Origin of the sequence: Neobacillus sp. C211 (genome assembly GCF_051842875.1) — a bacterium.
GTDB lineage: Bacteria > Bacillota > Bacilli > Bacillales > Cytobacillaceae > Neobacillus.
The window spans coordinates 21190-34456 of sequence record NZ_JBPXRO010000004.1; the positions used below are offsets into that span (position 1 = coordinate 21190).

Consider the following 13267-nt stretch of genomic DNA (forward strand, 5'->3'; position numbering starts at 1 on the left):
ACGAAGGAGAATAAAAATGGAGAAAACCTATGAACAAACAAAAGGATTTTATATTCTAGCCAAACCATCAGGTCCAATTTGTAATCTTGATTGCCATTATTGTTTTTATACAGAGAAAGAAGCTTTCTTTTCCGAAAAAAGTCGTTTTCGGATGTCAGATGAAACGTTAGAGGAGTTTATTCAGCAATACATAAAATCGCAAGATGTTAATGAAATTCCGTTCGTTTGGCAGGGGGGGGAACCCACCTTAATGGGTCTTGATTTTTATAAGAAAGTGATTGAATTGCAAAAGAAGTATGGTAGCGGGAAAAGAATCACCAACTCTCTGCAAACGAATGGTACACTTTTAAATGAAGAATGGTGTCAATTTCTGGCAAAACATAAATTCCTTGTAGGCCTTAGTCTTGATGGTCCGGAATACATTCATAATGAATATAGAGTTGACCGTGGAGGGAAACCAACATTCCATAAGGTTCAGAAAGCTTTGCGTCTATTAAAAAAATATACGGTGAATTTTAATGTGTTAGTCTGTGTGACAAAGTATTCTTCTAAGTATCCTCTTGAAATCTATCATTTCTTTAAAGAGGAAGGAGTAGAGTTCATTCAATTCATTCCTATTGTTGAACGAATGCCGGATATGGAAGCCAAAAAAATTGGGCTTCGACATGCCACACCACCTTCCGTAAATCAGGAAGAAACACAGCAAGCTGTTTCCACTTGGACGGTAGAAGCAGAGAAGTATGGTGACTTTCTTATCACTATTTTTGAAGAGTGGGTAAGAAAGGATGTAGGAAAAATTCTTGTAATGAATTTTGAACAAGCTCTTACCTCTTGGCTTGGACTCCCATCAACAACTTGTATATTTGCAGAAACTTGTGGAAGGGCTGCGATGGTTGAACACAATGGAGATGTGTATTCGTGTGATCATTTTATGTATCCTGAATACCAACTGGGGAATATTTTCGACAATACATTTGTTGAAATGATTGAATCTAACAAACAAAGAGCATTTGGGGAAAATAAAAAATCCTCTCTTCCGAATTACTGCAAAACATGTGAAGTACGTTTTGCGTGCAACGGAGAGTGTCCAAAACACCGCTTTCTTCAAACTCTTGATGGTGAGCAAGGATTAAACTATTTGTGTGCTGGATATAAAAAATATTTTAACCATATTCATCGATATATGAAAGTAATGGTTCAACTGATTGAAAACGGCTTACCAGCGTCTGAAATAATGGAAGTTATTAAAAGACCTCTAATCATAAAAGGGTGATACTAAAATAATTCCCTCGGTGATTATAAAACTATTTAGCTTTTAAAAAAATATTCAGAATTTATTGACAAGGTTAAATAAACCAATGTAAAATTATAGTTAGTTAAAGAAAGCGCTTTTATTACCAATTTAACCACTATAAATGTAGTTGATACCCCGTACTAGAATTTCAGAGAAGGAAATCAATGCAACTTTAAAATTATTTTTACAAAGTGAGGGTAACGAATATGACAGCAGTTGAAACAAAGAAGGTTCAAACAGGAAATTATCAAACCTTTATCCATGAAGGTGGTGACAACTCCTCTGAAACAATCATCTTTCTTCATGGAAGCGGACCAGGGGTAAGTGCTAAATCAAACTGGCAGCACATATTACCACATTTTAATGAGAAATTTCACGTAGTGGCACTTGATATTTTCGGTTTTGGCAATACCGATCATCCTGAGACCTATCCTAAAAATGGTGTGGAATGGATGAACGAGAGACTCAAGCAAGTGTTAACATTAATGGATAATTTGGGGGTTGAAAAAGCCCATTTAGTGGGAAATTCCCTCGGTGGTGTCATTGCCCTTCACCTGCTCATGTATGCACCGGATCGATTTGATAAAGTAGTATTGATGGGTGCTGGCGGCGGTTTAACAGAACCAACCCCAGAACTTGCAAAACTAGCAAACTTTCACAAGGACCCAGATCCAGTTGCATTTAAAAATTTATTAAGTTGGTTTTTATATGATAAAAGTATCCTAGAAGATGAACTGGAAAAGATTGTTGCAGAACGATTAGAGTTATTTTTAAAGCCGGAAGTTCGCAGATCTTACGAAGAGAATTTTTCGAAATCTCATTTATCTGATATGCTTGTCCCGCCTTCAGCACTTAAACAAATGGACCATTCTATTTTACTTATTCACGGACATGCTGACCGTTTTGTACCACTCCAAAGCAGCCTTTACGTCATGGACTATTTGCCAAATGCACAACTTCATATCTTTAAGCAATGCGGACATTGGGCACAAGTGGAGCAAAAAGAAAGATTTATCAAACTAACATCTGATTTTTTCAATGGTTACCTATAAACAAAATCTAGTATACCTTAAGTGGATAATAGACACTCGCTAGCGAATTAACATATTATAGGGATAACTAATCCTAGAAAATAGCAGGTGTATAATATGAAAATTGATAAGGCTTATCGCTATATTAAAAGATTAATTATTGAAGGAATCTGGGAACCAGAAACCTCGATAAATGTGAATGAGATTACCGAAAAACTAAATATGAGCCGGACACCCGTCCACAAGGCATTATCAAAGCTTGAACAGGAAGGGTTTCTCACAATTATTCCACAAGTTGGTGTCTTCGTAAAAAGACCCGACCCAGAAGAGGTTTTAGAACGATTATTGGTTTGTGCCAATTTAGATGCATTAATGACTGAGCAGGCTGCATTAAATCTGAACGAAGAAAAATTTTGTTTTTTGGAAGAAATCTTAACAAAAATGGATAATACCAGGATATCAGCTGATGAATACTCTAGCTTAAATATTGATTTTCATCGCACTATTTATGAAGCCTCCAAGTTAACTTATACCTTTAATCTCGCGAAGACACTTTGGGACTACCTGAATTTTGTAGGAAACCCGGAAGAATTATTCACGGATGAACGTCGGAAACAGTCTCAAACGGAGCATTGGATCATTTTTTATAGTCTACGAGAAAAGGACAGTAAAATGGCCAAAAGATTAATGGAAAAACATATGCGTCGAGTAGCTAAGTTAGTAGGAGAAAAATATCAGGACATTGATTTAAACCAACGTGTGTTTAACTAAAAATTTCCATGGCTAATGAAAGAAGGAACTACCACTATTATTGCGGGGGGTAATCGAATGGAACAAAGCGTGTTGGACACAAAGAAAGAATTGGTAGAAAAGGCCCGATCTCTGATTCCAAAATTACGTGAATATGGGGAAGAAATAGAAAAGACTAATTCCTTACCTAAAGCGATTATTGATGATTTGCAAAATGAAGGTACGTTAAAAGTATTACGTCCACATCTATTTGGCGGTTATCAAACGGATATGCGTACCTATACAGAGGTTGTTACTGAAATATCTCGTGGAAACGGGTCGGCAGGCTGGTTTGTCGCACTTAGTAATATTAGGGATTATATGATTTCATATACGTTTGGAGAAAAAGCATTAAGCGAAATTTACAAAAAAGGGGAAGATGTAGTATTAGCTGGGAACTTTAAACCAATTAAATGTGACATTAAAAAGGTAGATGGCGGCTATTATATCGAGGAAGCACAATGGCCATTCGTTTCAGGAAGTCCACATGCTGACTGGTGTTACTTTGGGTTTCCAATCTTCGATGAAAACGGCGGCGTAGAAATGGCCATTATGGTTATTCCTCGCGACGAATTAGAGGTCCTTGACGACTGGTATGTAATGGGCTTAAAGGGATCGGGCAGTAATAGCTGTCATATTAAAAATGTGTTTGTACCAGATCACCGTGTTTCATTAGATCGTCTCGCAAGTAAAGGCGAGTACCTCATTGAGCCGCTAAAAGAAGTGGCCTTATACAGGTCTTCCTTTGTACCTTCGCTAACCTTGTCGATTGTAGCACCTGCGTTGGGACTCGCAAAGGCCGCAATGGATTTATTTATGGAAAGGCTTCCAAAGGCAGGGATAGGAAATACCTTCTATAACAAACAAGCTGAAGCACCTATAACCCATCACCAGGTGGCCCAAGCACAGCTGAAAATTGATTCAGCTGAGATGCATCTTTATCGAGCTGTAGATAAAATTGATTCCTATGCCGAGCGTGGACAGGTATTGGATAAAAATGAAATTGTCAAAATAAAAGCAGACTTTGGTTATGTAAACCAATTATGTAAAGAAGCGATTGATCTGCTTGTAGCTGGAGTGGGATCTATGTTTACTTACGAAACAAATCCGATTCAAAGAGTCTATCGTGATTTCCTAACCATGCATTTACATGGGTTTATCACACCAACTAGTTTAATTGAAACGTATGGAAGAGTATTGTGCGGTCAAGAACCGAACACTTATTTTGTGTAACAAATCGAAATGAATGTAAGCGATTACGTGTGGATTATTAAATTTAAGGAAAATAGGGAGGTATAAGCTATGAGTTTACCAGAAATCGCAAAATTAGGGCACGTTGCTTTAGTATCAACAGATCTTGAAAAATCACTATGGTTCTTTAAAGAACTAATTGGTCTTGAAGAAACAGAGGTAGTTAACGGAACACATTATCTACGTGCATGGGGTGATTTTGAACATCATACGCTTTCAATTACTGCAGGTGAGAAGTCGTATGTAGACCACATTGCCTGGCGGACAAAACGACCTGAAGATGTTGAAGGATTTGCCCAGTTGCTAAAGGAAGCAGGGACAGAAGTAAATTGGGTTGAAGCTGGTGTAGAAGCGGGCCAAGGCAGAGCTCTTCGCTTTCAATTACCAAGTGAGCATCGCTTTGAAATTTATTATGACATGGAAAAAACATTAGCAGAGCCGTCCAAACGGTCGGTATTAAAGAATCAGACGTATAAATCATGGGCACGAGGCGTATCACCACGAAGAATAGACCATGTTAATCTCCTATCATCATTAAAGGCAAATGTCATTTCTGATTATTTAATAGAAAAGCTAGGTTTTAAAATGAGGGAATGTGTTCAAGCTCCAGATGAATCTTTAATTGGTGCCTGGTTAAGTGTCACACCATTGGTGCATGATATCGCAGTAAGCCATGATCCATTTTCACCATCGACACATCAAATACACCATTTGTCTTACTGGCTTGATAATGCCCAAGATCTTCTTCGGGCGGCAGATATCTTAGCTGAAAATGGGATAAAGTTTAAAGGTCCTGGTAAGCACGGTATTTCGCAAGCTATGTACATTTACGTTGTCGATCCAGGCAGCGGAGTCCGCTTGGAATTGTTCACCAATGGGTATTTAATCTTTGAACCAGACTGGGAGCCTATCGTGTGGACTTTGGATGAAATGGATGTTGGTTTTACCTTCTGGGGTGACCAAACGGACACACTACCAGAAAACAATCCGACGATCGAAGCATAAGAGATTAATAGATAACTTAAGATAACATATTCGGAAAAGCAGAAAGGGGTCATAAGAATGGATGATCGATTATTTAGAACCGCAATGGGGAAATTTGCAACAGGTGTAACCGTTATTGCAACAGATGTCGAGGGTGATGTGCATGGAATGACTGCAAATGCCTTCATGTCCGTGTCACTAAGTCCAAAGCTAGTTGTAATCTCGATTGGGGAAAAAGCTAAAATCCTTGAGAAAATAAAACAAAGTCAAACATTTTCAGTCAATATTTTAGCTGCAGATCAACAGGAACTTTCAATGATTTTTGCTGGACAAATAAAAGAGCCACGGGAAGTCATTTTTGATCGTCTTGATGGGAAACCAGTATTAGCTGGTGCCGTCGCCCAAATTGCCTGTGAAGTATCTGCTGAGCACGTAGAAGGAGATCATACCCTTTTTATCGGCAAGGTGACTGCTATTAAGCTTGAAGATGCTGAACCACTTCTTTTTTATAGCGGACGCTATCGTACTTTATTAGAGGAATCAACTGTTACATCGAATTAAAAAAAATCACAACCATGCTTTAATAGCATCGACATAAAGGAGCAATGGTAATGGATATTCAAAAAGCTGCTACAGCAGTAATGGAAGCGGAAAGTGAGAAACAGCCGATTGCTCCCTTTACTTCATCCACAGAAGAAATTTCTGTGGATGAAGCCTACCAAATTCAGCTGCACCAAATTCATCATAAAGTGGATAAAGGTGCAGTAATTGTTGGGAAAAAAATCGGTCTCACAAGTAAAGCAATGCAGGATATGTTTAATGTGAACGAGCCTGATTATGGGCACCTTCTTAATGACATGATCTATGAGGATGGAGAGACGATTGGACTAAATCAGTTCATCCAGCCAAAGATTGAATTCGAAATCGCCTTTGTCTTAAAAAAAGATTTAAGGGGTCCTGGAGTAACAATGAATGACGTCATCGAAGCTACAGATTACATTGTACCGGCACTCGAAATTATTGACAGTCGGATTAGAGACTGGCAAATTAAGTTCGAAGATACGGTAGCAGACAATGGCTCTTCAGCAGGGGCGGTTATCGGCAAAACAACTGCTAAGATAGATAGACTTGACCTCACCAAAATTGGCATGAATGTATTTAGGAATAATGAATTTTTGGACTCTGCTGTAAGTGCGGCTATAATGGGGAATCCTGCTCAAGCCATTGCCTGGCTTGCTAATGCCCTAGGTAATTACGGTATCTCTCTATATGCTGGTGAAGTTATTCTTGCTGGAGCTCTTTCAAAGGCGATAGTCATAGAGGATGGGGATACATTCACAGCAGAATTCGAACATATGGGTTCAGTTTCAGCGAGTTTTAAAAAAAACCGTTGAAAATAAAAAAACACTAGTACAAATTATGTTTGAAGACTCCTTGTATATCGCTATGTGAGGAGTCTTTATTGTAAGAAAATAAATTTTCATAAAATGAGGGGGAGATAAAATGGGTATTAAAGTTGTTAGATTTGAACATAAACAAAAAGAGCAATGGGGAGTTATATCAGGAGATCAAATCCTCCTTTTATCAGGTACATACCAAAGTTTAGCTGGTTTTTTGGTGCATGGGAAAGAAGAAGCACGTACTATCAAGGCACAAGATCATACAGAATCTGTTTCATTCAATGAAGTATCCATTTTGAGTCCAGTGACAAAGCCAGCACGAATCGTTTGTCAGGGAGTCAATTACTCAGAGCATCGTGCTGAGACGGGAATGGAAGCTGCACGAGCTCCATTTAATATGATTTTTAGCAAAGCTGACAGTTCCCTTTGCGGCGCCACTAGCGAAATTATAAGGCCGCGCGATGTTAAACTACTAGATTATGAATTGGAGCTTGGTCTCGTAATTGGAACAGAAATCTCAGAGGCGTCAGATATAACTGACGAAAACCTTCATCAGTATATCGCCGGGCTCGTGATTGTTAATGATGTTTCTGCGCGGGATGTTCAGCTTTCAGAGGGGCAATGGTTGAAAGGTAAGAGCTACCGAACTTTTTGTCCAACAGGTCCTTATCTTTATTTGCTTGACAAGGAAGAGCTGCCATTGCTTCATGATCTTGAGTTAAATCTCTGGGTGAATGATGAATTAAGGCAATCTGCCAATTCAAATCAACTGCTTTACAAACCGGCAGAAACCCTTACAGAGCTCTCGGGAATTATGGATTTATCCCCAGGGGATCTGATTGTTACTGGAACTGCAGGCGGGGTTGCTCTAAATCTAACTCCGCAAGTATTGGAACTTTTATCAAACATGGCTATTCCTTATCAACAAAAGTTGGATTTACTTGAAGAAGGACAATTAATCAGCGGCAAATACCTGAAGGACGGCGATGTCATTCGCTGCCAAATTCGTAGTTCAAATGGATTAATCGATCTTGGCGAACAAATAAATAAAGTCGTTCCAAGTATAAAGAAAAGCCATGTAAACTCCTTTTAACCCTTAAATTGAGAGGGGGAATTAATATTGAGTAACTTAGCCCAATCATATAAACCTAACTCCACAGAAGATAGAAATAAAAAAATCCTTTCAACTTCTGCTGCTTTTGGACTCCTAAGGAAAGGATTAATAGAGAATCTAGGGACTAAAAGAGCAAAAGGGTTTCTACTTCGTTATGGTTGGAATTTAGGTGTTAGTGATGCAGAAGAAGCAATGAAAACAAGTTCATCGATCAATGACCTTCTTAATCAAGCATCGATTCTTCATTTAAGCACGGGACATTTTAGAGACATGAAGTCCGAAAGAATAATCGAAATGAGTGATTCAGAAACCATTAAATCGATCCTTGGCAAAGGAAAATGGATTGACTCATTTGAAGCAATGGAGCATATCAAGCACCATGGCCAATCAGAAGCACCGGTATGTCATACCTTGACAGGATATGCAAGCGGTTATATGTCAACTGTCTGCAGGAAGAGTGTCATTGTTAAGGAAATTAGCTGTATTGCTATGGGAGATGCTGAATGCTGCTTCGAAGCAAGACTGCAAGAGGATTGGGGAAATGAAATTCAAGAGGAACTTAAATTCTATCATGAAAGTAATATCATTGATGAACTGGAGTATACTTATGAGCAATTGTTAGAGCAGAGGAATTTTATCGAAACCGTATCTAAATTTCATAAGAAATTAACAGAAAGTGTTTCGAATGGAAGCAATCTTCAGGATATTGCTGATAGCACTTTTAAATTATTGAGAATCCCAATTTCTATTGAAGATTTAAGCTTCCAAAAAATTGTTTACTCAGGGCTGGAAGAAGAGCAATATATTAGTCTTAATAACAACCTAAAAGAGAATTTAATTCGAAAAAATAGAAATAATCACAACCTGCTGCCATTATTTAATGAAACGACTAGAATAAAGACAGAAAATCAGGAACGTTTAATTACCCCTATTATTGTCCAAAAAAAAGTAATCGGATATTGTACCTTTTTTTATATAAATGAACTAGGGAAAAGCGCGGAAACGGATGTTATGTTTATTGAGAGGGTTGCCAATGCCGCCTCATTGTACCTTTTAAACGAAAAAACAAGTTTTGAAGCAGTTGAAAAAATGAAGGGGTATTTTTTAGAACAAATCCTTAAGGGTCAATTTTCCTCCAAGGAGGAAATTATCAAGCGTGGCCGGCATATGGGCCTTAACCTTGAGAACCCTTTTTATATTGCCGCTATTGATTATAAAGAAAAGGGAAAGACAACCCAGAATAGCTTTGATCACCATGACCAAATATTAGAGACCATTGCCAAGTATCTCGATATCCAAGGATATAAAGCGTTAATTGGTCAGTATGAGGGTCAGATTATAATGCTCATACCCGAAACAGCAAATATTATCGCTATAATGGAAAAAATCCTGAAACATATTGAAACAACGTATTCATCTTATCAATATAAAGTCGGGATAAGCGATAAATCCGAGGATATTGAGAGTATATTGGATTATTTCGAAGAGGCATTAATTGCCTTACGGATGTCCACAGATAAAAAAATTAATGGTTATAAAGATCTAGGGATAGTTGGTGTCCTAATAAATTCAAAAAATGTAAGCGGGATTAAGAAAATTGCAAAACAAGAATTAGGACCACTATATAAATTAAATGATGTGAAACAAAAAGAGTTACTGAAAACACTCTATGTCTTTTTATCCAATGGTGGAAAACTTCAGCAGACGATGGATGATCTTTCCTTATCTATGAGTGGTCTAATGTATCGAATCAATAAGATTGAAACGCTCATCAATAAAGATTTGCGGGATTCTTCCCAAAGCTATCAGCTCTTGCTAATTCTTGACTCACTGATGGCATTGGGAGAGTTAAAAATATAAACAACTAAGGGCAGTCCTAATCGGATTGCTCTTATTTATGGAGTTCGTCATTGGATAAAAACCAACAAAAACAACTTGAAAATAGCGTAAATTCCAACAGTTTTTACTCTAGATACAATATACAGAATTTTCTAAAATGTAAAAATGTAAGCACTTTCAAATACAAGCTATTTATAGGGAGGAATTAATTTGAATCAAGGACAATCTATTAATCTGATTGAAAAAAGCACGGTGAAGAAAACAATGAAGAGAATTTTACCATTTATTTTGCTTTTGTATGTGGTTGCCTTTTTAGACCGAGTCAATATGGGTTATGCAGCCTTACAGATGAATGCGGATTTGTCATTAACAGCTGAAGTATTTGGCTTGTTGTCTGGTCTATTTTTTCTCAGTTATTTCCTCTTTGAAGTTCCTAGTAATATGATTTTGAATAAGGTGGGGGCACGGTTGTGGATTGCCCGTATTATGATTACTTGGGGAATTGTCGTTGTGTTACAAGGCTTTATCCAATCAGCAACTCACTTATATATATTACGCTTTTTACTGGGTGCAGCTGAAGCGGGATTTGTCCCAGGGATCATACTATATTTAACTTTTTGGTTCAGGGCACGTGAACGCGGGAAAGCAACAGCGCTCTTTTTTGTTGCCTTGCCATTAAGTGCGTTGATCGGTGCTCCGTTGTCTACATGGATTATGGATACAATCACATGGAGTGGTTTAGCGGGTTGGAGATGGATGTTTATCTTAGAAGGCATACCAGCTGTTCTTTTAGGTATTGTCGTTATGTTTTATTTGACCAATAAACCTGCTAACGCAAAATGGTTAACGGCAGAAGAAAAAACCTGGCTTGAGGGAGAATTAGCCAAGGAACGAAAATTAAGTGCCAAGTTAAATAAAACCTCCCATCTCGGCATGTTGAAAGAGTCAAAATTGTGGAAATTAGCTTTATTTAATATCGCTGGTTTTATCGCAGTAAATGCACTTTCCTATTGGATGCCAACCATTATTAAATCTTTGTCTTCATCTTCAACGACGAACTTACAAATTGGCTGGTTAGCGATGATTCCATCGATTGTTGCGATTCCGTCGATTCTTTTTACAGGATGGAATGCAGATAGAACGAACTCACACAAATTGCATTTAGGAGCAAGTGTGTTTATTGCCATGGTTGGATTCATTGGCTGTGCATTTGTATCAAGCGTTCCACTTATGGTCTTAATGCTCTCCATTACTTCCGCTGGTTTATATGGTATATCAGGTACTTTTTATGCATATATCACATTCTTCTTCTCTGAATCTACTGCACCTGTTGGCATTGCTTTAGTAAGCACTCTTTCCTCATTAGGCGGTTTCGTTGGTCCATATATAATGGGTGTTTTCAATTTTAATCAAGCGATGCTTATCATAGCTGGATTCCTGCTTATCAGTTTAATCACACTCACATCACTTAAATTAGCGAAGAAAGATCAGAATGAAATGGAAGATAAAATAGTCGTAGAAATATAATTAAAAAACCAATAAAAACTACCTAAAAATAGTAGGAAGTCAGATGATTTTTTCTCTAGATTAAAATTATTGAATTTTCTAAAATTTAGGTAGGGTTAAAATATAAAGAGATGAAAAGGGTTACATTCTATTGGATGTTCCCATGATTGTTTTTTTACAGAAGGAGGAGAATTTCATAATGGCAAACATTACTCAACAATTAGTTAAAACGGATAACTTTGAAACATTTGTAAATCGCTCGGGTGAGGGGAATTCTGAAACGATATTATTCTTACATGGCTCAGGACCAGGTGTTTTCGCATGGGCTAACTGGCGATATGCATTAAATGCATGCGGTGAAACATATGACTGTATTGCTCCAGACCTGCTTGGTTTCGGACAGAGTGGACATCCTGAGTCAACTCCAAAGAACAGACAGGGATGGATGGACCTTTGGGTAAATCAGCTGATTGAACTGCTGGATCGCTACGGGATACAAAAGGCTCACGTGGTTGGGAATTCGTTAGGCTGTTCCATTGCATTGGAACTATTACTAGAATATCCTGAACGTTTTGGCCGGGTTGTCTTAATGGGACCTGGAGGGACACCGAATACAAAGCTAAGTCCTGAACTAGCTCGGGCAAAGGGCTTCTACGACAATCCATCTGAAAAGAAAATGCGTCAAATTATGGGCTGGTTCGTGTATGATGTGGAAAAACTTGCCCCAGAAATTGACTCACTTGCTGCTACGCGATATGAGACAGCGATGCGTCCAGAAATACATCTTTCCAACGAATCCATCTTTGCAACAGCAGCTGTCCCTGTGCCAGTAACAGCACTTAAACGGATCCAAAACCCAATCTTACTTGTTCATGGCCGTGATGACATGGTTTGCTCAGTTGAATCTAGCTATTACCTACTCTCACATCTCCAGAATGTTCAATTGCATGTATACGGTCAATGCGGCCACTGGACGCAAATTGAGAACCAAGAAAGTTTTAATAATTTAATTCAAAACTATTTCTCTAGTACAATCTAAAAAACATTAGGAGCGGAGGTATAAAGATGACTTTACCAGAGATTGCAAAGTTAGGACATGTAGCACTCGTCACACCGGATTTGGAAAAATCATTATGGTTTTTCAGGGATGTCATTGGATTAGAAGTAACAGAAGAAAAAAACGGAACCTATTACTTACGTGCATGGGGCGACTTTGAACATCATTCCCTCTCATTAACAGCAGGAGAGAAAGGGTACGTTGATCATATTGGATGGAGAACGAAACGACCGGAAGATGTGGAAGGATTTGCCCAGCTGCTTGAAAAAGCCGGAACAGAGGTTAACTGGATTGAAGCGGGCGAAGAAGCCGGACAAGGAAGGGCGATACGCTTTAAACTGCCAAGCCAGCATTCTTTTGAAATTTACTATGATGTAGAAAAACCTAAAGCAGATGAAAAAAGACGTTCTGTCTTAAAAAATCAAGCGTACAAAGCATGGGCGCGCGGCTGCTCCCCAAGGAGATTTGACCATGTAAATATTGCTACTTCCATGGATGTCGGTGAAATACTCGATTACTTAGGCAGCCAATTAGGGTTTAAGCTACGTGAATATGTGAAATACCATAAAACAACGACTGTCGCAGGCTGGATGAGCGTTACTCCTTTAGTGCACGATATTGCAGTTATTTCAAGACCGCAAGCAGAAACACCGAACCAGCTTCATCACATTTCCTATTGGCACGATAATGCCCAAGATATTCTAAGGGCTGCTGATATTCTTGCAGAAGAAGGCATTAAATTCATTGGTCCTGGTAAACATGGGGTATCTCAAGCGTTTTATCTCTATGTATGTGACCCTGGCAGCGGCTGCCGTGTGGAATTATTTAGCGGATCCTATTTAATTTTTGAACCAGACTGGGAACCGGTCGAGTGGACGGAGGAAGAGCACTCGATTGCTAACACCTATTGGGGAGAAACCGTAAGCGATAAGGAACTGAATAAACCAACGATCGAAGCGTGATGTATAAGCTGACTCAGGAAATAGCTTGAGTCAGCTTTTT

Annotated in this window: 12 protein-coding genes; all 12 read left to right on the forward strand. The window is 38.4% G+C overall.

Annotation, left to right across the window (positions count from 1 at the left end; all coding sequences use genetic code 11):
- The first annotated feature begins 16 nt into the window (after window positions 1–16).
- The 12 genes from ACSU6B_RS05290 to ACSU6B_RS05345 all read left to right on the forward strand — a co-directional run bounded on the left by ACSU6B_RS05290 (window position 17) and on the right by ACSU6B_RS05345 (window position 13227).
- The gene (locus ACSU6B_RS05290) at window positions 17–1273 is read left to right on the forward strand and encodes an anaerobic sulfatase maturase (RefSeq protein WP_410883366.1); all 1257 of its coding nucleotides are present in this window, start codon (window positions 17–19) and stop codon (window positions 1271–1273) included.
- Between the two features lie 227 nt (window positions 1274–1500).
- Window positions 1501–2346 (forward strand): alpha/beta fold hydrolase, encoded by an 846-nt coding sequence (locus ACSU6B_RS05295; protein ID WP_410883368.1) that lies wholly within the window; start codon window positions 1501–1503, stop codon window positions 2344–2346.
- A 96-nt stretch (window positions 2347–2442) separates the two neighbouring features.
- Window positions 2443–3096 carry a GntR family transcriptional regulator gene (locus tag ACSU6B_RS05300; protein ID WP_410883370.1) on the forward strand — a complete coding sequence of 218 codons (654 nt, stop codon included), beginning with the start codon at window positions 2443–2445 and terminating at the stop codon, window positions 3094–3096.
- Between the two features lie 57 nt (window positions 3097–3153).
- Window positions 3154–4347, forward strand: coding sequence for an acyl-CoA dehydrogenase family protein (locus ACSU6B_RS05305; protein WP_410883372.1), 1194 nt, complete (start codon window positions 3154–3156; stop codon window positions 4345–4347).
- 69 nt (window positions 4348–4416) lie between these two features.
- Window positions 4417–5370, forward strand: coding sequence for a VOC family protein (locus tag ACSU6B_RS05310; RefSeq protein ID WP_410883374.1), 954 nt, complete (start codon window positions 4417–4419; stop codon window positions 5368–5370).
- 57 nt (window positions 5371–5427) lie between these two features.
- A complete protein-coding gene (locus ACSU6B_RS05315; RefSeq protein ID WP_410883376.1) occupies window positions 5428–5910 on the forward strand; it encodes a flavin reductase family protein in 483 nt (160 codons plus the stop codon).
- Window positions 5911–5960: 50 nt separating this feature from the next.
- Entirely contained in the window at window positions 5961–6743 is a 783-nt protein-coding gene (locus tag ACSU6B_RS05320) for a 2-keto-4-pentenoate hydratase (RefSeq protein WP_410883378.1), read from the forward strand.
- Between the two features lie 109 nt (window positions 6744–6852).
- Window positions 6853–7842, forward strand: a complete 990-nt coding sequence (locus ACSU6B_RS05325; RefSeq protein WP_410883380.1) for a fumarylacetoacetate hydrolase family protein — start codon at window positions 6853–6855, stop codon at window positions 7840–7842.
- Between the two features lie 27 nt (window positions 7843–7869).
- Window positions 7870–9723 carry a V4R domain-containing protein gene (locus ACSU6B_RS05330; protein ID WP_410883382.1) on the forward strand — a complete coding sequence of 618 codons (1854 nt, stop codon included), beginning with the start codon at window positions 7870–7872 and terminating at the stop codon, window positions 9721–9723.
- A 189-nt stretch (window positions 9724–9912) separates the two neighbouring features.
- Complete coding sequence (locus ACSU6B_RS05335; protein ID WP_410883384.1) at window positions 9913–11229, forward strand: MFS transporter; 1317 nt, start codon at window positions 9913–9915, stop codon at window positions 11227–11229.
- 178 nt (window positions 11230–11407) lie between these two features.
- The gene (locus ACSU6B_RS05340; protein WP_168242824.1) at window positions 11408–12247 is read left to right on the forward strand and encodes an alpha/beta fold hydrolase; all 840 of its coding nucleotides are present in this window, start codon (window positions 11408–11410) and stop codon (window positions 12245–12247) included.
- A gap of 26 nt (window positions 12248–12273) precedes the next feature.
- On the forward strand, window positions 12274–13227 hold the full coding sequence (locus ACSU6B_RS05345) for a VOC family protein (protein ID WP_410883386.1): 954 nt from the start codon (window positions 12274–12276) through the stop codon (window positions 13225–13227).
- Window positions 13228–13267 lie beyond the last annotated feature (40 nt).